A 24,050-nucleotide genomic window follows, 5' to 3' on the forward strand; every position below is an offset into this window, starting at 1 on the left:
GAGCCAATGAGGGCAGATAGTGGAGCTGAGGAATCACTGACATAGGTTGTTTAATCGTTGCTACAGAGCTATGTGTGAAGCTGCTGGAGTGATTGAGGAAGCATAGCAAAAGGACTTGCATACATGAAGTTTAATCATGAACACAAGTCCTGTTCTTATTAAACTAAAGCCTCTGTTAACCATCCATGTAGCACAAAAACCAGCGCTACATCACAGAAAATGAAAGATGATTAAGTTCTTTCATGGGAGTTTAAATACATTTTTTATAATTTTCAACGCTCAAATTTTCCAATAAAACAATCTAGAACTCTTTGATAAATGCATTTAGTATAAGAACCAAAATCGCTAATACAACACAAATATTTACAATGACTATACCAATTTTGTTATCATTTTTATCTTTCTTACGCTGTTGTTTTATCTTTCTATATAAACCTTGAAGGTATTTTTTATTTTTTAAAGGCTCTGTTAAATTATAATGTTGATAATCGAATAATAAATTAAGGAAGCCCTGACGAGTTTCCTTGATTTTGATTCTCTATGGTTCAGAAATTCCATTTGCCAACAGTAACAGAAATATCAATATTGATAACGGTATCATAAATGTAATGTTTGAAAGAATACTGAACACCTTTACAGTTATATTTTTAGACTTGACCCCTAAAATTAATGACACAATAAACCCAATGTCTATCAAAACATATAAGAAAATTGGAATCCATAGATTTATATTCGGAGACCTAAATACAAAGAAAATAAATAATGCAACTAAGAACAAAACTAAAGTTAAAATGATTGGATAAAACTCTTTATGTTGTTTCAATATATTACCACCTCTCATTCTTTGTTTCGATTGTAAATGATTACCTTCAATAGAGCTGAAAGAAAAATACCTTGGTGTTCATGATTAATTGCGTTTCAGAAAACAATTTATTTGTTGATAAACTAAATTGTTAAGTTAGCCATCCATGAAGTGCCAAAAATCAACACTTTACCACAGAAAATGAAAGATGATTAAGTTCTTTCATGGGAGTTGAATACCTGAATAATCAGTTGTTTGGAATAGTGTAACATATTTCCAAATGTTGATGCGAAGTGAAAGTGTATGGATAACAAAAGATTGAATGTTATAAGCTCTGAGTAACAAGCTCACATAGCCATTTAACGAACCTATGAGGGTCAACAGGGAAGTGGAGGAAGTGCTTACACGGCTTGTCTGATTGTGCTATAGAGCCATGTGTTGTGCTGTAGAGAGATTGAGGATAGTAAGTGGTCCTATCTGAGCGGTTTTGGTTTAAAGTCGATCACTTATGCGTCCTGCCTGAGTGGTTTTGCATCAAACCCGATCACTTTTTCTCCTGCATAAACGGACAGTAATTTATCTGTAACGAAAACAAAGCGTCAGGTACAAGACTCCCGCCTCGTTAGGTGAGAGATTAACTGTCCGAAAAAGCCTGATTGGTGACAACTAATGATCAGTGGGGATGGAGAAAACCGCCACTGATTAAAGTTTCACTTTATCTAGTCGCGTTTAGTATTTTCGTGTAAAATAAGGAAGAGTTTAGAATGTTAGAGGAGTTTGAAGAGATGAGTGAAAAAAAGAGTCAGTGGTCTAGTAAGTTAGGCTTTATTTTAGCATCGGCAGGAGCTGCAATTGGACTGGGAGCAATTTGGAAGCTTCCGTATGTTACTGGACAAAGTGGTGGGGGAGCGTTTTTCCTTATTTTTGTTCTATTTACATTGTTGATTGGTTTACCGATGCTATTATCAGAATACGTTTTAGGTCGTGGTACACAGTCAGAGGCTGTGACTGCCTATAAAAAAATTGCACCAACAAAAACAGGTTGGGCATGGGTTGGCCGAATGGGCGTGTTGGGTTGTTTTTTGTTATTAACTTTTTACAGCGTTGTAGGAGGCTGGATTTTTATATATAGTGGGCTTGGTATAACTGGGGCTGTTATTGATCCTGCAAATGATCCTAGTGAATTATTTGGAAAGATTGTAGGGACGCCTTGGATTACATTACTAGGTTTAGGGTTGTTTACGCTGATAAATGTACTAGTCATTTCACTTGGCGTACAAAATGGTATAGAGAAGGCAAATAAGTGGATGATGCCTTTATTATTTATCATGTTTATAGTACTTGTTGTGCGAGCGGTAACATTAGATGGGGCAATGGAAGGGGTTAAATTCTTCTTATGGCCGGATTTTTCCAATATTACTGGTAAGGCTGTATTAGAAGCGTTAGGACAGTCCTTCTTTGGCTTAGCGGTAGGGTTTTCTTGTCTTGTGACATACAGCTCATATTTAAAAAAGGATGTGAGTTTGCCTAACTCGGCGGGCTCAGTTGTACTATTAACTGTACTTGTATCGTTTTTGGCAGGATTAGCGATTTTCCCTGTCGTGTTTGCTTTTGATTTAGAGCCTGCAGCTGGACCGGGCTTACTATTTATGGTTCTGCCAACAGCGTTTAGTCAAATGCCGTTTGGTGAAGTATTCTTAGCGATGTTTTTATTATTATTTTTATTCGCAACGTTAACTTCTTCTTTCAGTTTATATGAAATTATCGTAGCGGCATTTATTGAAAAGGGTCGTATGTCTCGTTCTACATTAACGATGTTACTAGGTGTAGTAGTCTTTATTGCCGCAATCCCAGCAGCGCTTTCATCAAGTACATTAGCGGATGTATCAATCTTTGGGAAAACGATTTTCGATGCAACTGACTTTTTAGTATCAAACTTAATGCTTCCGTTAGGTAACTTATTGATTGCGATCTTTATTGCGTATGTAGTTGATAAAGAGTTTGTGAAGAAGGAATTGTTGATAGGTAGTAAAATGGGACAGGGGTTCTATACAACGTATCGTCTACTGATGTTAATAGTAGTACCTGTTGTGATTATTGTTGTGTTAGTAAATATGCTTTTACAATATTAAAGAGAGTAGGTTGTATTTCATTTAATTGGAATACAACCTACTTTTTTATATTGATGGGTTAACGAGTGTTCTTTTCCTTTTATAAATGTATCATATCCATCTGAAAATAAGATTAATATATTCGAAAAAATCGATGTAATAAAACCTGACATACATATTGCGTTTTTTGTCCTTTTAATGTATTTTAATAACAGTAATCAAGAAGTGATGTTAATTAAAATTACATTGGAGTGGTGGAGAATGAAACATTATACAAAAGAAGATATTAGACGTCGAATAAAGGAAGAAAATGTGAAATTTATTCGCCTACAATTTACTGATATATTGGGAACGATTAAAAATGTGGAAGTACCAGTTAGCCAACTAGAAAAAGCGTTGGACAACAAAATGATGTTTGATGGCTCATCCATTGAAGGTTTTGTGCGCATTGAGGAATCAGATATGTACTTACGTCCGGACTTGAGTACCTTCGTGATTTTTCCTTGGACTGCTGAAAAAGGCAAGGTGGCGCGCTTTATCTGTGATATTGCTAGACCGGATGGTACACCGTTTGAAGGTGATCCACGCTCTAATCTGAAGAGGGTTTTAAAAGAGATGGAGGAGTTAGGTTTTACTTCATTTAATTTAGGTCCTGAGCCAGAGTTTTTCTTGTTTAAATTAGATGAAAAAGGACACCCAACACTTGAGCTAAACGATAGTGGAGGATACTTCGATTTAGCTCCGACAGACTTAGGAGAGAATTGTCGACGTGACATTGTATTAGAGCTAGAAGAAATGGGTTTTGAAATCGAAGCCTCTCATCATGAGGTTGCCCCTGGTCAGCATGAAATCGATTTTAAGTATGCAAGTGCTATCGAAGCCTGTGATAATATTCAAACGTTTAAACTGGTTGTAAAAACAATCGCTGCACAGCATGGACTACATGCAACATTTATGCCAAAGCCATTATTTGGCGTCAACGGTTCTGGAATGCATTTCAATTTATCTTTGTTTGAAGGGGATAAAAATGCGTTTTACGATGAAAATGCAGAATTACAATTAAGTCAAACAGCCAGAAGTTTTATGGCGGGAATTATAGAACATGTACACGGTTTTACAGCAATAACGAACCCACTTGTTAATTCCTATAAACGATTAGTGCCTGGCTACGAAGCTCCTTGCTATGTAGCATGGTCTGCTCAAAACCGTTCACCACTTATTCGAATTCCGGCTGCACGAGGACTTTCAACACGTATCGAGCTTCGTTCAGTCGATCCAGCTGCAAACCCATATTTAGCGATGGCTGTTATTTTAGCATCTGGTCTTGATGGAGTTCGCAAAGATCTAACACCTCCAGATGCTGTAGATCGTAATATTTATAAAATGTCACGAGCTGAGCGTGAATTAAATGGTATCGACAGTCTACCATCATCATTGGAAAATGCACTTATTGAACTAGAGATGGATCCTATTGTACGTGAAGCACTTGGTGATCATATCTTTGAGAAATTTACTGCTGCTAAAGAAATAGAATGGAATAAATATCGTACACGTGTCCACAATTGGGAGCGGGAAGAATATTTGAAAATGTATTAGAAGGAGAGTGTTGGAGCTTTGGTGCTCCGACACTTTTTTGATCCGAAATGTGAGGAATTGAGTGTCAAAGAAGAAGGCTATCCCTATTTTCCATTGATAGGGATAGCTATTTTTAGTTAGGTAGTTCACTTTGGATAATTAATTTGCGTTTTTCATCTGATAAATCCTGGTTAATAATATAGATATAATTTTCTGCAGAAAACCCATATATGTAAGGAGTTTCAAATTTCTTAATTTCAACCAGTGAATTATTTTTCACATGAAATAATTTGCTACAATTTTCATCATTATTATAAGAAAAGAACACTTGATTATTAAAATCTGTGTAAAGATTATTTGCAATTGACACTTCCGAAACAACTTCTTGAGTATGATTTGTCGAAGCGTCATAAAAAATCAGCTTACCATCACCAGTTGAAGATTTAGTAGGGTCGTCAAACGTTAGGTAAACCCATTGTTGATTACTAAGTAGCCTTGCCGAACCAATAAATTCATAGGAACTTTTAAATTCTTTTATTTCTTTACTTTTAACATCATACAAATAGAGGTATCCAAAATAATCTTTTTCATCAGTGAATAATATTTTTCCGTCTTTCGCAGACAAATTCATATTTCTGTATGTGTAGCTATTTAAATCATATATACTGATTGTTTCGTCTGTTTTGAGATTCTTAAGCAGAACTTGCGCTTTTTCATCTTTTCTGTCCATTTGAATCCAAGCTGCATAGTCTCCAATTAGTATGGGAAAGTCATTAGAAACATTTTCATCATTTTCTTTCGTCAATGGGTGAATTTCTTGCGTCTTTAAATTCATAAAATATGGATTCAGATACCCTCCGTGTTCATCGGAATCTACCCACAATAACCAAGTATCATTTAATTCTACCCTTTGAACTGATGGCATTTTGAATTTACTGTTAAAAATGGTTGTGTATTTCTGGGTCTTTCGATTGTATTGAACAATTTTATTATCAAAAGCAGGACTCTCTTGATCTACACTCATATAAATATAGTCAGCATTACCCTTATATGAGTTGATATTAGTAAAAGGTACGTCCACTGTTTTATTAAAATCTTTATCAATTATTTGGTAATAGTTTGAACTTTGGGGTTTGATTAAAGATCTATTTGACTGTACCCCATTATATACGGCTTTAAAAACAATAAATAGGAATATAGCTGCACATGAAAGTATTATTGTTCTCTCAATTATTTTCAATTGAATCTCTCCATTCACATCGATTAAAAGCAGATCTCGCTGTCTATGAAAGGGTTGAAATTTGTAACATCTACTAAAGCTCGATAATTTGTCCTGTTTTAAAAGATTGTAATTTTTCTTTTAAGACGGTTTTGAGAATGTTAAATCCTTTTGTTCCAGTACAATGGCAAGAATACATACAGTCAATCTTCATTTCATTTAATGTGTTACCAATGGAGATAACTTCTTCTCGGGACTTTCCTAAAGTGTTAACTATGGGTAGACCAATTAAATGAAATCCGCCGATAGTTGCGTTGATATTCTTATTTGGAAATTTTTCAGTTATAGTTTTAGTTATGTTTACAATTCCATGATGACTACAACCGCTAAATAGTACTAACTCATTTTCGTTTTCAATCACTAACACGATTTCGTGATTGAAATCATCTAATTCCTTCTTAGCCCCTTTATAAAGATTGTTCGTATATTCATTCGTAGGAGCTAAATGAATAATATGAATTCCCTTTGTAAGTTCTATATCATCGTAAATAAACTTCAGACGATTATCGAAATTTTTTAATGTATCCTTTGCTCCTACATTATGATAATAGGGTCCAATTTTTAGCCAATGTGATTCTAAGGCATTCGAAGACAAATAAATGGGAGCATGTTTATTTACTTCATCCAAATAACTTAATCCTCCAATATGATCAGAATGCCCGTGTGAAATAATTACTGCATTCGCTTTATTTAAATCGATACCTAATGCTTGTGCATTTTTTATATAAGAGTGATCGGGACCTAAATCAAAAATAATGTTCATTTGTTCGGTTTCTATATACAATGATAAACCATGCTTTGCAGTTAATTTTTTTTTCTAACTTCGAATTTTCGAGGATAGCAGTAATTTTCAAAAAAAAACCTACTTTCTAATGAAGATTAATCATGAATGCTAGACATATTAATTTAGTATATTGTTGAAACTCTTTAATTTAATTTTTGTTAAATGGATAATATTTCATTATATCATGTTTTATTTTACCATATGAATGAGTTTTTAACTGTCTTTATCAACCAGGGGGGAGTCTTATTTTATTTTTAGGGTTATTAGGTTCTTAAACACATTAATGACCTATTCTTACTACGAAAGCATTTTGTTGAGACAACTACTTCCTTTAGATCTATGATTAGAAGAAACGGGGGAAAATGTATGACGCAAGCGACTCAAGTAGTAACAATACAAAACAATGATATTTTGCAATTTGAACATGATATTAATAACGCTCTATTAGATTTAAGCGACTATTTAATAGTTGATATTAAATATAATACGTTATATATAGGGGAGCATACTGTTATACATTCAGCATTAATTATTTATAAATAATTGATTCAAAGGGGGATATAACTTGTCAAAAATATATTGGGTATCCATTGCTAAAAGAACAAATGAATCTGAAGAGGAGCGGAATGTCATTGAAACAATATTTGCTAAGAAATCGGAGCTAAAGGATTTTCTAGAAAAAGAAGGCTATTGTAAGTCAGCGAAAAATCAATATATTAAAATTGAGGACGAATTGATATACGAAGCGGCTGTTGAAAAAGTAAAGATTAAATAATCGATATGATAAGTGGTTACCCGCAGAAGAAAGGGAAATACCTGTGAGAGGTAATGCCAAGCACTAAGTATACTTTTCTAATTTTTGGTGTCCATAGGTATCTCCCTACTACCATTAATTAAAAGCTACGACGATTCAATTATTGGAATAATGATAAAAGAAATTGCCTATCTTCAGGGAAAGATAATGTTAAATCTAATAATTCATCTTTTGATTTCCACGCAATTTCATAAATCAATTCATCGGGATCATGTATCATCATTTGTCCACCAGTAATGATCATCTCGAAATAACGAACTTCCACTGCATCATTATTTTTATGTAACACTTCTCTGATGATGTCTACTACAAATCCGGTTTCTTCATATACCTCGCTTTTACAACATGACTCAAAATTCTCAGTAGCTTCTTTTCCACCTGATGGTACGGCCCAAGATTTAGCCTCTTCTTTAGTACCTTGCAAAACCATTAATAATTGATTGTCTGCATTGAAGCAAATTCCTGCAGCTCCTTGCCATTTAATCAATATCAAAACCTCCAATCCTTTCACACTGTTTAATACTAATTTTAACATATACTGGATGTTGTTGAGAATTAAGGCTGACATTTGTATTAACGTATGATTGGTTAACCTACGTTCCGACTGGGCGACTTCTTGGGGATTAGTGTTACAGATGAGACCCTGCAGCGAAGCGGTAGCTACAAAAGCGCCCAGTCCGAATGAAAATCAACACCAAGATATGGTGATGTACCAATAAAAAATAAAGCTTTCATTTTAACCAGTCCAAAGATAGCATAAAAAGACAGGATTAAATAATTCGAATATTTTATGCTATAAACAAGGAGTGAGAGCACTTGAGTTGGATAGAGTCGATTCAAAAAGCAATTAATTATATCGAGGAGCATTTATTAGATGACATCACAATGGAGAAAATTGCACGAGAGGTAAATTCTTCTGTCTTTCATTTTCAAAGGACGTTCTCAATTTTAACGGATATGTCTATTGCAGATTATATAAGACGAAGAAGATTAACTTTAGCAGCACAGGAATTAATAAATACAGAGCAAAAAATAATCGATCTCGCCTACAAATATGGCTACGACTCTCCTGAAGCTTTCACAAAGGCATTTCGTAAGCAGCATCACGTAACGCCTAGTGAAGCAAGAAAGAAGCAATGTCAATTACAATCATACAATCGCCTGGTCATCCAGGTAAGCTTGAAGGGAGCAGAACCAATGAAGTATAAAATCGTAGAAAAAGAAAAGTTTCAAGTGGTCGGAGTAAAAAGAACGTATAATTGTCAAAATGGTGAGAATACGAGAGAAATCCCTAAATTTTGGGATGAGATTAACAGCAAGGGGATGGATCATCAATTATTTTCATTAAATAATGGAGAAATTAAAGGGGTGCTTGGCGTCTGTGCACCAAATGTCAGCGAACAAAAAAATGGTTTTATTGATTATTGGATTGCAACGGATCATATTGGGGATGTTCCAGAAGAACTGAAAGCAATGGAAGTTCCAGCATCAAAATGGGTTGTGTTTGAAGTACATGGTCCTATGCCGGATGCTATGCAAAATACTTGGAAACAAATTTACTCTGAATGGTTCCCATCTAATCCATACGAACCTACTGGAACGGCTGAGCTTGAAGTGTACTCAGACGAAGATCCATTTAGTCCTGATCTTTATTCTGAAATTTGGATTCCGATTAAGTAACAGAAATGAAAGCAGCCAAGAATGTTCATTAGATAACATTCTTGGCTTTTATTTTTTTACATTAATTTATTTTCTGAAAGAGTAAACGTTAATGTCATAAAAAGATTCTGTTGATTCTTCATATTCTTGAAATGTTCCTTCAAACGTAAAATTCAATTTCTCTACTACTTTTATAGAATTACTATTACCAGGCTCTATTTTTGCTACAATTTTAGTGATGCTTAAAGTGGTGAAAGCAAATTCAATCAAAGCGGAAATACATTCCGGCGCATAGCCCTTTCCCCAATGTGCTTTGGCAAGATCATAGCCAATTTCTGCAGTAGCACTTTCTACGTCAAATGAATTGAATCCACAAGAGCCGATAATCCCATTTGATTCCTTCTCAATAATTGAAAAACGAATAGCCCTATGCTCCTCGGTCAATTGATCAAAAAGCTCAATCATTTCCTTCGCCTGTTCTTCATGTGTGAAATTTGCGATATTCATAAATTTTGTAACTTCAGGGTCTGACCAAATTTTAAATAAACTATGTGCATCAGCCATCTTCATTTTTCGTAAAAATAATCTTTTTGTGTAAATTTGTTCGATCAATACTTTTACCTCCAAGTTTTTAAAGCGTCTGGACGTAATTATGCCGAGGCATAATTGATATAAGTTTGGATGAAAAATATTGCTATCTGCGCATAATTCAGTCCCTTCAAATTTTATGTACCTATTATACAACGTTTCAATATTAAACAATAATTCCAGTAATCGCTAAAGTGTTGTACTGTATGAAGATATCAGGCGTGTTGATTAGGAAAAAATAGGTTTATTATTGATCAATGAAAGGGTTTTTCTTGTTGCTAATTAGTGTCGAGCCCCGAAACAGAATCTCTCAAGCTACTTTCTTTCTTTTTATAGGAATACTTTGAAGATTTATCGAAACAAAATCGCTCTTTATCGAAACTATTTGAGCTTTTATCGAAACAAAATCTCATTTTATCGAAACTATTTGGGCTTTTATCGAAAAACAAGCCTTTCTATCAAAGAAATCAACCACATGTTATGATGAAGAGCTTGTAGTGAAGGGCTACTCGACGCTCGCTAGCAGGAAGCCTTGCTCTGTGCGAAAGCGAAGCGTCAGCGACAAAATGTTTTATCTGTGCGAAAGCGAAGCGACAGCAACAAATTGTTTTATCTGTGCGAAAGCGAAGCGACAGTAACAAATTGTTTTATCTGTGCGAAAGCGAAGCGACAGCAACAAATTGTTTTATCTGTGCGAAAGCGAAGCGACAGCAACAAATTGTTTTATCTGTGCGAAAGCGAAGCGACAGCAACAAATTGTTTTATCTGTGCGAAAGCGAAGCGACAGCAACAAATTGTTTTATCTGTGCGAAAGCGAAGCGACAGCAACAAATTGTTTTATCTGTGCGAAAGCGAAGCGACAGCAACAAATTGTTTTATCTGTGCGAAAGCGAAGCGACAGCAACAAATTGTTTTATCTGTGCGAAAGCGAAGCGACAGCAACAAATTGTTTTATCTGTGCGAAAGCGAAGCGACAGCAACAAAGCGAGTAGCCCGTAGCGGAAATCAGATCCTTCTAATTTAATTAGGGTGGATAAAAATGGTTAATCAACACACCTGTGAAGACATATCAAAAGAATTGAGGAAATGATAATGATCAAGGTAACGACCGAGGATTATTCGATTATCAAAGAAACAATAGGAAGGGCGCCAACATTTGTCTATAGCATACTAGATCAGGTAATAGAAGGCGCTGTCTATGCCGACAATGTAAGCTTTCATTCACTATTATTTCAAACCAAATCGGGAATATACTATGTTAATGGTGATTCGTCCAGCGAGGCATTAGTAAGTAAACTCGTGACTTTAATACAAGAATCTATTGAACAAAGTAAACGTTTCACACTTTTTTCTTACTCAGATGAATGGAACGAAAAAATTGAGCAACGATTAAATAGTCGTGTAAAAAAACTAGAAAGATACACTTTTAGCTTTGATGTAAATGCTTATAACAATCGAGAGAAACGAAATTCACTTGACTACGATTTCATTACAATCAGCCAACATCAAATTGATCATTGTTTAGAATTTGACAGTAAATATTATGAGGAATACTGGGGTTCTACTAGTAATTTTCTTGAAAATGGTTTTGGTTTTTGTCTTCAGCATGGAGACAAGATTGTTAGTGAAGCCGTCTCTATTTTCAAATCACATCAATTTGCAGAGGTTGATATAATAACTGATTCGAATTATAGGGGAAAAGGATTAGCAAGCTTCATTGCAGAGAAATTTATTGATTATTGCCTCGTAAATGATGTGCAGCCTTGTTGGGATTGCGATATTCAAAATCAAGGATCTTATCATTTAGGCACTAAACTAGGCTTTACTGATCCAAAAAAATATGCAGTTTTTTATAAGGATAGGCTCACGTTGTAGAAAAAAACATCGTGAGCTTTTTTATTGCTTAAAAGAACCGATTACGCATTTCGAAGATATTGTAAAACAATCTAGCATCTCTAGCCATTTTATTATTTGCATTCATTTGTGGTCGTAAGCAATTTTGGAACATTTCATCGCAGTATCTTGTTCTACCGTATCGAGCATAACATTCGTCGTGTAATTTGCAGCATGAATCTACAGCATTTATGGGTTCGCCCGGTCCTGAACATCCTGGTCCACAGTATTTATAACCAGGGTAACAAAAACCAAATTTGCGTTGTCTATACATCATCTAATCTCCTTTTCTAAAAGATAATTGTTACTATAAAATATGGAATTTTTGCTTTTAGAAGGGGATTATAAACTAATGTATTTGAAAAAAAGCAAATAACTGATGATCAAACTATAGTTTGTAAGGTTACTGTAAGCTTAAAAAAAACCTACTGTAAGGATAGGAAGCTATGATAGCCATAGCGCAGTAAAGTATGAAAGATAAGGAGTTTTAAAGAATGAATCCATCCGTTACTCAAAAAGAGAGAATTGTTTCCTTAGACATTATTCGTGGGTTGGCGTTATTTGGCATTTTATTTATAAATGTAGCGGCCTACCAGGTAATAGATGAGGGAAGACCGATGCCTGACTATAGTGGAATAAATGGTGTTATTAATACGCTTATTGAAATTTTTATACAGAAGAAATTCTTTTCGATTTTTTCATTCCTCTTTGGTGTAGGCTTTTATATTTTTGCTTCACGTGCAGAAGCTCGTGGCGATAAGCCAAGATGGCGTTTTGCGAGACGTTTATTAGCGTTATTACTAATAGGCATTGTCCATATTGTTATTTTTTGGGGTTCAATCCTTGCTATGTATGCAGTAGTAGGTTTCTTCCTTATACCTTTTTACAATGCAAAGGTTTCAACGATTAGTAAATGGCTATTCGCTATTATTACAGTTCATGTATTTGGCATACTCGGACAAATATTTATGCCAAATCAAGGAGCATTTTCAACTGTTTTTAGTTTATTAGGAAATGATACAGTTGCTATTTTTATTATGTTTTTAAGTGGTTTTTTAGTAGCGAAAATTGATTGAATTAGTCATGTAGGTGAATATTCAAAACAAATAAAGTGGATACAATTTGTGGCATTCCCATTCTTTGTAGGCATTTCGCTTTGGATTTGGTTTGCCTCTCAAGCAGGTGATCAAAATCTTCAATTAATTATTGGTTTAGGGGTAATTCCGACAACGTATTTTTATTTAGCTTGTCTATTTGTTATGTTGGAGAATAAGAGAATCGTGAAGCTTCTTAAGCCAATTGGACGAGTTGGTCAAATGGCCTTTACCAACTACTTAGCTCAAAGTTTTATTGGGCTAGCTATTATTTCATGTATGGGTCTTGAAGTTGTATCGCCTTCTGATGTTGTTATCATTGCAATTTTAATTTTTGTCATTCAAATGATTTTTAGTGTCATCTGGTTTAAATTCTTTAAAATGGGACCATTTGAAAAGGTGTGGCGTTTTATGACATATGGAAGAAAGACAGTGCCAAATAAATAAAACAATTTTGTGCGAACTCCCTGATGGTAAGATGATTTCAATCTGTCAGGGAGTTTTAATGCTAGTATGGAATGTATGTAATTGTAAAAAAATGAAACTTAAAGTATGGGGAGTCCGTATACTAGATAACAAAATAAAGGAGAAATGGATATGGCAAAACAAATGAAAAAATATATAGCAGTGACTACGGCTTCATTAATGGCTATGCAATTAGCAGCGTGTGGGAATTCAGAAACACAGACTGTTGAGGAGTCTTCTACTACTTCAGCTAATTCAAATAATTTTACTGAAGAAAATAATACGACAACAGCTGGCGGAGATTTACAAAGTGTCTATAATAGCGACATGGCAAATGCATGTGATGAATGGAAAGAAAATGATGATGGTTCTTTCGAGTGTTTAGATGAGAATTCGCCTCATTATGCACATCATTTCTTTAATGGACTTATGTATGCATCTGCCGGAGCAATGATAGGAAGTGCCATTTATAAAAGTCGCAATTTAAAGAATGGTACAGATAGAAAGGATAAAAGTCGCGGTTCAGTAGCACCAAGTATGACTAAAAGCAATACTAGCGAAAGTAAAAATACGAAATCAAACGGAATTACGACGAATGGCTCTCAAAAAACATCTGGTACAACATCAGGTAGCTCAAATAGCTCAACAACAAATAGCTCAACAACAAAAAGTTCAACAACAAAAAGTTCAACAACAAATAGCTCAAATTCAAACTCAAATACAAGCGGTTCCAAGTCTTATTCGAGTGGTAAGCGTTCATACTCAAACAGTTCAGGTACATCGTCGAATAGTACTAATTCTTATTCAAATCACTCGTCATCCAGCACAGGGAAATCAGGCTTTGGCTCAGGTGGCGCTTCTCGAGGTGGCTCTTCATCTTCTTAAAAGGAGAAATCAACATGGACAATTATTTTCAACAACGCCAAGCGTTTTATTCTCAATTTCCTAATTTCTTCCCTGACTTTGAGGACCTTGAGTATGCCTTATACGATGTGCTAGATTTGCCCAAAGAAAAAATCGATGAAATTAACTATGCATCTACTATACTTTGGGAAATATTTTTAAAGGTTGGTAAACAATTTAAGCATTTATCGGATGAACAACTTTTAGCATTGGGCATTCGTTCTGAAATGATACCCTATATCGAATTAGATTATTTACAACAACAATCGGTACTTGCTCGCTTTGATTTTATTTGTACTGAGGATGGGCAAATAAAATGTCTTGAATTAAATGGTGAAACGCCATTTCTTGTCCAAGAAACTTTTGAGATAAATGAAGCGCTTTGTCATCATTTGGGGTTCGATAGTCCAAATGATGTTTCACCATTACATAAAACATTGTCCGGTGCACTCTTTGCGGCTATGCATTATTTAAATGATTTAAAAAAACCTAAGATTGTCATTACAGGGAAAAGAGCTGAGGAAGATTATGAGGAATATTGTCAGGTACAGTTTTTAAAGAAATGTATACCTTTTGATGTAGAATATGTGCCTATACATGAGCTAATAATTTTTTCTAGTGACACTGCTTCTGTAGCTCGAGGACTTTATACGGGGGCAATGGAGAAAATTGATATTTTGTATCGTCCTGCACACCCAGTAGAGTTTTTAATGGATGATGAGTCTTCTGATGGTGATCGTATTGGTCTGCAATTATTGGAACTTGTAAAAGATCAGCAGCTTGCAATTATTAACGCACCTGCTGCCTATGTACTGCAATCAAAAATTTTATTATGGCTCATTTGGGAACGAAGAAATGATCCGCTTCTGTTTAATGCAGAAGAACGAGCTGCCATTCAGACATATATGCTGCCAACATATATTACTGCAGAGCCGTTTATTCAGGGAAATTTACCGTTTGTCAAGAAACCTGTATATTCACGGGAAGGTAATACTGTTGAAATTTATGCAGGGGATGGTACGAAAACTAATGCTTCCGCAAATACCCATTATGATGATAATTTGTTTATTTATCAGCAGTATGTAGAAATGCCCACTATAACGATAAAGCTAAAGGATGGATTACAGACAAAGAAATGGTTAATCGGCTCATTTATCGCTGATAATCGTGCATGTGGCTTATCTTGTAGAGTAGGCAATCAAATTACAGAATGGGATTCGCACTGGCTAGCGGTTGGATATAGGAAAGAAACCTAAAGAAATTTCGCCTTGGCGTAATTTTGTAGCTGTCGTAAAAATAAGCATTGCTGAATGAGATAAAAATCGGCGAGACTTTCTATAAAGTTTCGCCGATTTTTATAGCTTTATTACTCATTCCAACCTTTGCAAACATCAACCCATTCTTGATATGGTGTATAAGTTTCTAATTCAGAAATAGTAAGCTCAATGGCGGAATTACTACTACCGCATGCAGGGAATACCGTTGCAAAGCGTTTAAGTGATTCATCTAGATAAATTGCGACGCCCTCATTTATGCCGAAAGGACAAACACCGCCTACATCATGTCCAATCTTTTCAAGTACTTCATCTTTTCCAAGCATCTTCGCCTTCGTGCCAAAAATGGCTTTATATTTTGCATTGTCGATTTTGGCATCGCCCGCAGCAACAATTAATATAGCTCCATCATTCACTTGAAACGACAAGGATTTTGCAATGCGTTCAGGCTCACATCCGAGTGCCTGGGCCGCAAGTTCAACAGTCGCTGAGCTTTCGTTTAGCTCCTGTATTTTGTGTTCAACATTCCATTGTGCTAAATAATTACGTACTTTTTCAATAGCCATATGTAATACCTCCTTACAATACTATGTTTTATTTTAACATAATTTTCTGAATACATCGTTGTTTATCTCCGGAAATGATCTAGTGTAAAATTACTCGTAACGGTACATACTCGTATCTAAATTTTATGCAGTTACAGCAGGAACAGATAGTCCTAATGTAAAGAAATTTATCGACTTGGTTGTATCAGATGAGGGGCAAGTGCTAGTCGAAAAAGTTGGCTATGTAGCGGTGGAAATAGAGTAAATAGTTTGCTATACTAGTAATATAATCACATATAATAGTTTTCTAGGGTTCCGTAGCAAATGCTAGTCTGGTCCGAGAGAAAACCACAAATTGATTTTGTGACACGGAAGGATAAAAGCCTGGGAGAGAGTACTGTTTACAGCAGTGTTCCTTAGGCTTTTTTTGTTTGACTAAATCGATGCTGAGGGAAGGAAGTTAAAAATACTTTTTTGTCGCCCGATTAAAGGTTGGATAGAATACCTTAATCCGCTTTGGAGGGGAACCATTCAAAGTACTCAGCTAAGCGTGAGGCTCATTTTGCTTAGAGCCAACTACTCAAGTAATAGTCATTCAGCGGTGTCTAACAATAATATGGAGGAATTCGCAATGAACAAACAATGGTTAAGTGTCATAATTGCTGCTTTTTTTGAAGTCGGCTGGGTCATAGGTTTAAAACATGCAGGAAGTGTACTCGAATGGATGGGTACCGCTATTGCAATTGTTGTGAGCTTTTATTTACTAATTAAGGCAGGAGAGAGTTTACCAGTCGGTACTGTTTATGCAGTATTCGTAGGCTTGGGTACAGCGGGTACTGTGTGTGCTGATAGTTTACTATTTGGAGAGCCATGGAAGTTAGCTAAAATAATATGTATCGTTGTTTTACTTGCAGGGGTCATTGGCTTAAAGCTTGTTACAGGTGAGCCTAAAGATAAAGAGGTGAATCAATAATGGCATGGATTGCATTAGTTGTTGCGGGACTATGTGAGATGATGGGTGTTTATATGATTAGTAAATATAATAATGCTAAGTGTATGAAAAATTTAGTATTAATGATTTTTGCATTTACTTTAAGCTTTGCTGGTCTGGCATATGCCATGGAAACATTAGCGATGGGCACAGCATATGCCATTTGGACAGGAATTGGAGCGGCGGGTGGTGCTATACTCGGTATGATGTTTTTCAATGAATCAAAGGACTGGAGACGAGTTGTTTGTATAGTTCTTGTTTTAGGGGCAGCAATATCTTTGAAATTATTATCGTAAAAGTGTAAAAAAGCACTTCCGCATTTTATATACGGAAGTGCTTATTTAAATCTTATTTTTTTACATCCTTCGTCCATTCAGCCACTTTGTCTGGATTGGCTTCTACCCAGTCTTTAGCAGCATCTTTTGGGTCTTTGCCATCCATAATTTCAAGCATAACAGTCTCTAAATCTTCAGCTGTCCAGTGGAAGTTATCTAGTACAGAATAAACATCTGGTTGATCTTCTTTTAAACCTTTTCGAGCAAATGTGTTAATCGTTTCATCTCCGCCATAAACACCTTTTGGATCCTCTAAGTATTTCAGGTCATATTTAGCGAATTTCCAGTGAGGGGACCAACCAGTCACAACGATGTCTTCTTTGTTTTTAATCGCTTTAGCAAGAGAAGTTGTCATGGCACCAGATGAAGATGTTAATAGATTCCAATCTGCTAAGTTATCATATTCAACTAAAGCTTTTTCTGTAGCAGCTGTAATGCCAGCACCAGGCTCGATACCCGTAATTGTGTGATCTGCTTGATTTTTTAAATCTTCAATCGAATTAACGTCCATATAGCTTGGTACTACTAAACCTATTTTGGCTCCAGCAAGGTTTTCACCTAGTTCATCAAGATTAGCCTTGTATTTTTCGTACTGTGAGGCATGTGTATTTGGTAACCATGCAGCAACCATTCCATCTGCTTCACCTTTTGAAACTGCCTCCCACATAATAGCGTTATCGAGTGGTGTTAATGTTACATTGTAGCCTAAATCCTCTAGCACTTGCCCAACGACATGAGTTGAAGCAATTTCTGTATCCCATTCAACGTAGGCTAAATTGACGTCCTTTGAGTCACCACTGCTACTGCTCTTACTAGAATCATCGCCACTACATGCAGCTAGCAAAAAGCCGAGCCCTAAAGCCATCCCTAATTTAGATAATGTTTTCAGTTTCATCGAATCTTCCTTCCTTATTTTTAATAAACTTCAAAACTTTAATCCAAGTAATAAAACTGAAAAACTTGGACTTTTGCTAATGAAATTACCTCTTTTATACGGCTTTCTTCTTATTAAAACTTTGCGTTAGGCGATCAATAATAATGGCAAAAATAACTAGGCCTAAACCTGCAACAAAGCCATTCCCAACCTGAGTACGTTGTAGTGCAGTTAATACTTCTCGTCCTAGACCAGGTGCACCAATCATTGAGGCAATTACGACCATTGAAAGCGATAGCATAACAGTTTGGTTGATCCCTGCCATTATAGTTGATTTAGCAAGAGGGATTTCTACTTTAAATAGTTTTTGACTTGCCGTACTACCATATGAATCCGCAGCTTCCACTAATTCTTTTGGTACTTGGCGAATTCCTAGGTTCGTCATTCGTACAGTTGGTGGTAGGGCGAAAATAACGGATGCAAATACGCCGGGTACAATTCCGATGCCAAAGAAGGCAACAGCCGGAATCAAGTACACGAAGCCAGGCATTGTTTGCATGAAATCAAGTAACGGCTTAATCACATTTTCCGCTACACTTGACTTGGACATTAGAATGCCAAGTGGAATACCAATAATGATTGAAATAATACTTGAAAAGAGCACGAGCGTTGTTGTTTCCATAAGGTGTGTCCATAAGCCTTGATTATAGATAAATAACAAACCAATGAACGAAAACGTTGCGAGCCCAAATTTTTTGCCGGTAATGAAAAAGGCAAAAATGACAACAAGTAAAATAAGAATAATAGCAGGAATGCTAATTAATAAATCAGTGACCTGATTCATGAGTAGTTTTCCAGATTTTTGGATTGAATCAAAGAATGCTGAAAAATTACTCGTCAACCAGTCCATAGCTGATTCTACCCATGGAGCCAGTGGTATAGCTGGTATATTGTCTAAAAAACTATTCATGTGCAACTGCCTCCTCATCGCTAGTTGAAAGTGCTTCGATGACAACGCCCCGGATGAGAACACCTAGTAAGCGCTCATCTTTTACAACTGCAATAGGAGTCGGACAATTATGAATCATACCTAATATATCTTGTAAAAGCATATCTGGTGGAACGGTCAATATCTCTGATTGAACAATTGAATGTACCGTTTGTTCTTGTCTTTTAGCAGCAGCCCGTGCGTCGTCAGCAGTAATATATCCTTTTAAATGTCGATTTTTGTCAACTGCCATTAGCAAACTAACAGTCTCTTCGCGCATTCTTTTTAGTGCTACGGTTGGTCCATCTATATCCACATTGACATATACAGGTCGAACCATGACATTTTCAGCTGTTAATACTTTAGAACGATCGACATCTTCTACGAAGGTTTTAACATATTCATCTGCAGGGTTTGTTAAAATTTCTTCTCCAGTACCAATTTGAATGATTGAGCCATCTTTCATAATAGCGATACGATCACCAATACGTAATGCTTCATTCAAATCGTGGGTGATAAAAAGAATTGTTTTTTTCATTGTGCTTTGTAAATCAAGTAATTCATCTTGCATTTCTTTACGAATTAATGGATCGAGTGCTGAAAAAGCTTCATCCATTAGTAATATTTCAGGATCATTTGCAAGTGCGCGCGCTAAACCAACACGCTGTTGCATACCGCCTGACAATTGACTCGGATATTGGTCTTTATAAGCAAGTAAGCCTGCATTTTCGAGAGCCTGTTCTGCTTTTGCTTGTCGTTCTTCCTTTGAGACGCCTCTGATTTCAAGGCCATATTCAGTATTTTGAAGAAGTGTACGATGGGGGAATAAACCGAAGTTTTGAAAGACCATACTCATTTTGTTTCTTCTGACATTACGTAAATTCTCTTTGTCCATCTTAGAAATATTTTCTCCATCGATATAAATATTTCCGCTTGTAGGCTCAATAAGCCGGTTTAGAAGCCGGATAAGTGTGGATTTTCCACTCCCTGATAATCCCATAATAACGAAGATTTCACCTTCATTTACAGTAAAACTTGCATCGTATACACCAACAGTTGCACCTGTTTCTTTTAAAATATCAGTCTTGCTTTTTTGTTGCTTGACGAGTTCTAATGCTTTAGGAATATGTTTCCCAAAAACTTTAGAAACATGTTCCACTTTTATTTTTTCCAATAGAACCATTCCTTTCGTAGATCAATTTCGCCTTGGCGAATTAACATGATGTTGGTCACTCAGGCGTTTTCACAGGATGTGAGGTTCTTAGTCTGAGTTCTTCTATTGCAGTAGGTGTTTGGACATCCACTGAATGAAGATTAATACTATTTAAGGATAATGATACCCAAAAATAAACAAGTAACAACTTAACCCTAACAAAGAGTTGTTACTTTTGTCAAATCGACAAATAAGAAAAAATCCGCTTAAACGCCGTTATATCAGCGCTTAAGCGGATTTTAATTTGGATATAAAAAACTCTGAACTCGTGCGAAACTTTCATCATTACCGATAAAGTAAATGATATCTCCATCTTCCAACGACACATATGGACCAGGTGATAGTAGTAATTCATTTCCACGACGAATTCCGACAATCGTACACGATGTATTTTGCCAAAAATTCAATCCTTGTACTGTTTGATGGATGCAAGGACTTTCAGTTGTCATTTCTAATTGATAAGGGATAAATGGATTGACGGATCGGAAATGTTCAGTTCGACTAATCAGCTGTTTGGTCTTTTCCTGTAAATTTATTAATTCTTGGTGCTGCTTCTGAATACTAGTTATAAGCTCATTTTGAAGCTCATGGACAGATTGAACATCATGGAATTGTCGGACAAAATGCGCAGCCTTTTCATATGATTTTATAATAACTCCACTGCCTTTTGAGGCCTCCACAATTTCCAAGTCCTGCAAAACGGCAATCGCTCTTCTAGCAGTTTCAGCTGAGACATTATATTGGCTAGCAAGAGAGGATCTTGCATAAATTTTATCTCCGATTCGGTATTTTCTTTCTACAATTTTTGAGGCTAAATCAACAGCTATTTGCTGGTACTTTGGCTGCTTCAACTGCACGTTTTTTTCTAATTGCATGCTAAACTTCCTTTCGTCATTACAGTTACCACAGCTTATTATAGACTAGCCTGCACAGAAAAAATAGCATCACCATAAGCTATTAGTATATGATAAAAACGTCACATAACAGTTTTTGTTTCCTATTAATCGTTTTTAACATCTTTCAGCAAATATTTTTCGTAACGAAAGTGCCACGTCAGTTTGCCCAAAGCTTCTGGCGGATTAAAATAGAGGCTGTTGTTTGACAGTTCGTAGTTATTATTATAAACTAAGTTACGTTATGTAAGTGTTATGGAATACAGATACTCAGTTAGTAGATTTTAGCTAACTGTTAACAATAGAAGGTTGGAGAAAATATGACAATTACAACTAGAGTTATGGATATAGTGAAAGACAAAATGATAATCGTAAAGCACTCTGAAACTGAAAGTATTTGCCTAGTTGGTCCAGTGAAATTACCGATAAAACAGGCTGCGTTTTCAGAGACATTTCAATGGTATAACTGGTTAAAAGTAGATGCCAAACTATCAAAAGAAGAAATTATTGATGGATTAGCATCTGCAAATTTAGCTTTTTTACAGCAGTCATCAGTGCTTGTTTATGGAGATTTTGCACATACCGAGGATGCTTTAATTCGCATGCACAGCATTTGTCATACGGGTGATATTTTTGGGAGCCAGCGCTGTGATTGTGGCTATCAATTACATGAATCGATGAAAATGATTGCTGAGCATGGCTGCGGTGCTATTTTTTATTTAGCAGATCATGAAGGTCGTGGCATCGGGCTGTTCTCGAAATCTCTTGCTTATTTATTACAAGAAGAAGGGTTAGATACGGTTGAAGCAAACCACGCTCTTGGCTTCCCAGACGATACCCGTTCTTATGAAGATGCCATCACGGTGTTAGCTGCACTTCGTTCAAAACCGGTTACACTGATTACAAATAATCCGAAGAAGCTTGCCGCATTACAGGCGCATGGCTTAGCAGTAAAAGGACATGTCCCTTTATGGGGAGGGTTAACGGAGACAAATCGTTTTTATTTAAACACCAAAGTAGAGAAATCTGGACATATGCGCGAATAGAAGTGAGTGGAGGACACGAAGATGACAATAGATGAAAAATATATGCAGCTAGCACTCGATTTAGCAGCTAGTGCCAAAGGAAATACGAACCCTAATCCACTTGTAGGGGCTGTCATCGTGAAAGACGGTGTAATTGTTGGAACAGGTTTACACAGAAAAGCAGGTGAACCACATGCAGAAGTGCATGCATTCCGTATGGCTGGAGAACATGCTAAAGGTGCGACACTTTATGTAACTCTTGAGCCATGTTCACATTTTGGAAAAACACCTCCTTGTGCAAATTTAGTGAAGGAATCAGCTGTTAAACGTGTTGTAGTAGCGATGCAAGATCCCAATCCTTCGGTAGCTGGGCGTGGTATTCAATTGTTACGAGATGCGGGCATTGAGGTAGAGGTAGGTGTTTTAGAAGCTCAGGCTCGCCGTTTAAATGAACGCTTTATTCATAATATGCTAACAAAACGACCATTTATTATTTCGAAATATGCGATGACCTTAGATGGGAAAATAGCCGCCCATACAGGACATTCCAAGTGGGTAACTGGGGAGGCAGCACGTGAGGATGTTCACCATATTCGTCATGAGGTGGATGGTATTTTAGTTGGTGTTGGCACAGTCTTAGCTGATAATCCTTCCTTAACAACAAGATTACAAGAAGATTACGGAAAAAATCCAGTACGCATTATTATGGATAGTGAGCTTCGTACACCAGCTCATGCTAACGTACTGAATGTAGAAGAAGCAAAAACAATTATTGTATGTAGTGAGAATGTTAGCAAAGAAAAAATAATAGCATTTGAAGAAAAAGGCGTAACGGTAATGCCGGTTCGACATGAATCGGAGGGGCTTGTTGTTGATGATATGCTTGAAAAACTATATCAATATGGTATTACTGATATTTTGGTAGAGGGCGGAAGTACTGTAAATGCTTCGTTTTTACAGCAAGGTGCTATCAATAAATATGTGATTTACATGGCGCCAAAAGTACTCGGTGGTCGTTTATCATTAACACCTTTTGCTGGTCATAACCCATCTACTATGGATGAGGCATGGGACGTAGAATTTGCTTCGTTTGAGCAGGTAGGGCAAGATTTACGTATTATTGCTTATCCAAAGAAAGATGAAGAAAATTAATTTATCAAGCAAATATTTGTATCGTTTGGGCTGGGCTCAATAGTACACTCAAAGATGCAGATTGTCCTGCAACACTATAAAATAAAGATTCGCTTGCACATTTTGACGTACAAGATTTTCAACAAATGCGTGAGCTAGCCATTGAGGAAGTTTTAGCAAAGCAAATTGAAAAAGAGCAAACATTTGCGGCTAACTTCATAAACAAGGCTTCTTGAAGGGAAGACAAAAGATGAAATTTGGCTTTGATATAGATGACACACTTATTGATTTACGAGCACACGCCTTTTCACTTTATAATAAAAAACTTGGTAAAAATGTTGCACTAGAAGCATTTCAAGCTTTGCAAAGAGTTGAAATTCACGAACCATTTGGATTAACAGATGCTGAAGGAGCGGCGATGTGGAATAGTTCATTAGAGGAAATATATTTTACAGATTGTCCTTCTTTTGAGGGAGCATTAGAGACGCTCCAAGCTTTGGCACAGCAGGGTCATGACATTTATTATATTACTTCACGTCCTAAACAGTATTGTGAGCAGACACGCGAATGGATGAAAGCACAAGGTTTTCCAATCACAGAAGGTCACTTTTTCTGTGGCATGCAGGACTCAGAGAAAGTGGCGATCATCAAAGAGCTAGCTTTAGATGTTTATGTGGATGATAAACCGGCTGTATTAGAAACACTTCAAGATGTGAGTACAAAAGTGATATTAAAAAATCAATCCTATAACAAGCAAGTTGAACTGCCACGCTTAAATCATTGGCAAGATTTCTTGAGATTAGTAAATATTTAG

At 36.1% G+C, this 24,050-nt stretch carries 26 protein-coding genes and 1 riboswitch; of the genes, 16 read left to right on the top strand and 10 right to left on the bottom strand.

Translation table 11 applies throughout. From position 1 onward, the window contains the following. Nucleotides 1-1,587: 1,587 nt before the first annotated feature. The gene (locus tag QUF91_RS07660) at nt 1,588-2,934 is read left to right on the top strand and encodes a sodium-dependent transporter (RefSeq protein WP_285394871.1); all 1,347 of its coding nucleotides are present in this window, start codon (nt 1,588-1,590) and stop codon (nt 2,932-2,934) included. A gap of 240 nt (nt 2,935-3,174) precedes the next feature. Beyond that, entirely contained in the window at nt 3,175-4,509 is a 1,335-nt protein-coding gene (gene glnA, locus QUF91_RS07665; RefSeq protein ID WP_285394870.1) for a type I glutamate--ammonia ligase, read from the top strand. Between the two features lie 112 nt (nt 4,510-4,621). On the opposite strand, the gene QUF91_RS07670 is transcribed toward glnA, so the two are convergent. Both QUF91_RS07670 and QUF91_RS07675 read right to left on the bottom strand, forming a co-directional pair. After that, nucleotides 4,622-5,728 (bottom strand): hypothetical protein, encoded by a 1,107-nt coding sequence (locus QUF91_RS07670; protein WP_289417342.1) that lies wholly within the window; start codon nt 5,726-5,728, stop codon nt 4,622-4,624. Nucleotides 5,729-5,801: 73 nt separating this feature from the next. Next, entirely contained in the window at nt 5,802-6,551 is a 750-nt protein-coding gene (locus QUF91_RS07675; RefSeq protein ID WP_289417343.1) for an MBL fold metallo-hydrolase, read from the bottom strand. A gap of 366 nt (nt 6,552-6,917) precedes the next feature. On the opposite strand from QUF91_RS07675, the gene QUF91_RS07680 reads away from it, so the two are divergent. Together QUF91_RS07680 and QUF91_RS07685 are read left to right on the top strand one after the other, a co-directional pair. Next, nucleotides 6,918-7,094 (top strand): sporulation protein Cse60, encoded by a 177-nt coding sequence (locus QUF91_RS07680; RefSeq protein WP_285394866.1) that lies wholly within the window; start codon nt 6,918-6,920, stop codon nt 7,092-7,094. 22 nt (nt 7,095-7,116) lie between these two features. Then, nucleotides 7,117-7,326, top strand: coding sequence for a hypothetical protein (locus QUF91_RS07685; RefSeq protein ID WP_285394864.1), 210 nt, complete (start codon nt 7,117-7,119; stop codon nt 7,324-7,326). A gap of 139 nt (nt 7,327-7,465) precedes the next feature. On the opposite strand, the gene QUF91_RS07690 is transcribed toward QUF91_RS07685, so the two are convergent. Continuing rightward, a complete protein-coding gene (locus QUF91_RS07690; RefSeq protein ID WP_481817419.1) occupies nt 7,466-7,852 on the bottom strand; it encodes an NUDIX hydrolase in 387 nt (128 codons plus the stop codon). 329 nt (nt 7,853-8,181) lie between these two features. Between QUF91_RS07690 and QUF91_RS07695 the strand changes: the two genes are divergently transcribed. Then, a complete protein-coding gene (locus QUF91_RS07695; RefSeq protein WP_289417345.1) occupies nt 8,182-9,045 on the top strand; it encodes an AraC family transcriptional regulator in 864 nt (287 codons plus the stop codon). Nucleotides 9,046-9,111: 66 nt separating this feature from the next. On the opposite strand, the gene QUF91_RS07700 is transcribed toward QUF91_RS07695, so the two are convergent. After that, nucleotides 9,112-9,636, bottom strand: a complete 525-nt coding sequence (locus QUF91_RS07700; protein ID WP_285394860.1) for a GNAT family N-acetyltransferase — start codon at nt 9,634-9,636, stop codon at nt 9,112-9,114. Between the two features lie 508 nt (nt 9,637-10,144). On the opposite strand from QUF91_RS07700, the gene QUF91_RS07705 reads away from it, so the two are divergent. Then, nucleotides 10,145-10,636, top strand: coding sequence for a hypothetical protein (locus tag QUF91_RS07705; RefSeq protein ID WP_289417346.1), 492 nt, complete (start codon nt 10,145-10,147; stop codon nt 10,634-10,636). Between the two features lie 68 nt (nt 10,637-10,704). Then, nucleotides 10,705-11,487: a GNAT family N-acetyltransferase gene (locus tag QUF91_RS07710; RefSeq protein WP_285395715.1), complete on the top strand. Its 783-nt coding sequence runs from the start codon at nt 10,705-10,707 to the stop codon at nt 11,485-11,487. A 28-nt stretch (nt 11,488-11,515) separates the two neighbouring features. Here QUF91_RS07710 and QUF91_RS07715 read toward each other — a convergent pair whose 3' ends face one another. Continuing rightward, a complete protein-coding gene (locus QUF91_RS07715; RefSeq protein ID WP_350224338.1) occupies nt 11,516-11,782 on the bottom strand; it encodes a Parvovirus coat protein VP1-like protein in 267 nt (88 codons plus the stop codon). A 217-nt stretch (nt 11,783-11,999) separates the two neighbouring features. On the opposite strand from QUF91_RS07715, the gene QUF91_RS28075 reads away from it, so the two are divergent. The 4 genes from QUF91_RS28075 (at nt 12,000) to QUF91_RS07730 (ending at nt 15,223) form a co-directional block, all read left to right on the top strand. Next, on the top strand, nt 12,000-12,581 hold the full coding sequence (locus QUF91_RS28075) for a DUF418 domain-containing protein (protein ID WP_353957839.1): 582 nt from the start codon (nt 12,000-12,002) through the stop codon (nt 12,579-12,581). Beyond that, the gene (locus QUF91_RS28080; RefSeq protein WP_353957866.1) at nt 12,582-13,046 is read left to right on the top strand and encodes a DUF418 domain-containing protein; all 465 of its coding nucleotides are present in this window, start codon (nt 12,582-12,584) and stop codon (nt 13,044-13,046) included. Nucleotides 13,047-13,196: 150 nt separating this feature from the next. Then, the gene (locus QUF91_RS07725; RefSeq protein ID WP_289417348.1) at nt 13,197-13,949 is read left to right on the top strand and encodes a hypothetical protein; all 753 of its coding nucleotides are present in this window, start codon (nt 13,197-13,199) and stop codon (nt 13,947-13,949) included. Between the two features lie 14 nt (nt 13,950-13,963). Further along, on the top strand, nt 13,964-15,223 hold the full coding sequence (locus QUF91_RS07730; RefSeq protein ID WP_289417350.1) for a glutathionylspermidine synthase family protein: 1,260 nt from the start codon (nt 13,964-13,966) through the stop codon (nt 15,221-15,223). 110 nt (nt 15,224-15,333) lie between these two features. On the opposite strand, the gene QUF91_RS07735 is transcribed toward QUF91_RS07730, so the two are convergent. Beyond that, entirely contained in the window at nt 15,334-15,807 is a 474-nt protein-coding gene (locus QUF91_RS07735) for a YbaK/EbsC family protein (RefSeq protein ID WP_285395722.1), read from the bottom strand. 275 nt (nt 15,808-16,082) lie between these two features. Further along, nucleotides 16,083-16,179, top strand: a riboswitch (guanidine-I (ykkC/yxkD leader). 238 nt (nt 16,180-16,417) lie between these two features. Between QUF91_RS07735 and QUF91_RS07740 the strand changes: the two genes are divergently transcribed. Then, nucleotides 16,418-16,759, top strand: coding sequence for a DMT family transporter (locus tag QUF91_RS07740; RefSeq protein ID WP_285395723.1), 342 nt, complete (start codon nt 16,418-16,420; stop codon nt 16,757-16,759). Further along, the gene (locus tag QUF91_RS07745; protein ID WP_285395724.1) at nt 16,759-17,073 is read left to right on the top strand and encodes a DMT family transporter; all 315 of its coding nucleotides are present in this window, start codon (nt 16,759-16,761) and stop codon (nt 17,071-17,073) included. The genes QUF91_RS07740 and QUF91_RS07745 overlap by 1 nt, the downstream gene beginning before the upstream one ends. Before the next feature lie 52 nt (nt 17,074-17,125). Here the strand turns inward: QUF91_RS07745 and QUF91_RS07750 are convergent, their stop codons facing one another. The 4 genes from QUF91_RS07750 to QUF91_RS07765 all read right to left on the bottom strand — a co-directional run bounded on the left by QUF91_RS07750 (nt 17,126) and on the right by QUF91_RS07765 (nt 21,062). After that, nucleotides 17,126-18,007 carry a glycine betaine ABC transporter substrate-binding protein gene (locus tag QUF91_RS07750; protein ID WP_285395725.1) on the bottom strand — a complete coding sequence of 294 codons (882 nt, stop codon included), beginning with the start codon at nt 18,005-18,007 and terminating at the stop codon, nt 17,126-17,128. Nucleotides 18,008-18,101: 94 nt separating this feature from the next. After that, nucleotides 18,102-18,956 (bottom strand): ABC transporter permease, encoded by an 855-nt coding sequence (locus QUF91_RS07755; protein WP_285395726.1) that lies wholly within the window; start codon nt 18,954-18,956, stop codon nt 18,102-18,104. Next, nucleotides 18,949-20,148, bottom strand: coding sequence for a quaternary amine ABC transporter ATP-binding protein (locus QUF91_RS07760; RefSeq protein ID WP_285395727.1), 1,200 nt, complete (start codon nt 20,146-20,148; stop codon nt 18,949-18,951). The genes QUF91_RS07755 and QUF91_RS07760 overlap by 8 nt, the downstream gene beginning before the upstream one ends. Before the next feature lie 278 nt (nt 20,149-20,426). Then, entirely contained in the window at nt 20,427-21,062 is a 636-nt protein-coding gene (locus QUF91_RS07765) for a GntR family transcriptional regulator (protein ID WP_285395728.1), read from the bottom strand. A 338-nt stretch (nt 21,063-21,400) separates the two neighbouring features. Between QUF91_RS07765 and QUF91_RS07770 the strand changes: the two genes are divergently transcribed. The 3 genes from QUF91_RS07770 (at nt 21,401) to QUF91_RS07780 (ending at nt 24,050) form a co-directional block, all read left to right on the top strand. Then, nucleotides 21,401-22,126 carry a GTP cyclohydrolase II gene (locus tag QUF91_RS07770; protein WP_289417353.1) on the top strand — a complete coding sequence of 242 codons (726 nt, stop codon included), beginning with the start codon at nt 21,401-21,403 and terminating at the stop codon, nt 22,124-22,126. Between the two features lie 21 nt (nt 22,127-22,147). Continuing rightward, nucleotides 22,148-23,257, top strand: coding sequence for a bifunctional diaminohydroxyphosphoribosylaminopyrimidine deaminase/5-amino-6-(5-phosphoribosylamino)uracil reductase RibD (gene ribD / locus QUF91_RS07775; protein WP_289417355.1), 1,110 nt, complete (start codon nt 22,148-22,150; stop codon nt 23,255-23,257). Between the two features lie 229 nt (nt 23,258-23,486). Beyond that, nucleotides 23,487-24,050 carry a 5' nucleotidase, NT5C type gene (locus QUF91_RS07780; protein ID WP_285395733.1) on the top strand — a complete coding sequence of 188 codons (564 nt, stop codon included), beginning with the start codon at nt 23,487-23,489 and terminating at the stop codon, nt 24,048-24,050.

Origin of the sequence: Lysinibacillus sp. G4S2, from assembly GCF_030348505.1 — a bacterium.
Lineage (GTDB): Bacteria > Bacillota > Bacilli > Bacillales_A > Planococcaceae > Lysinibacillus.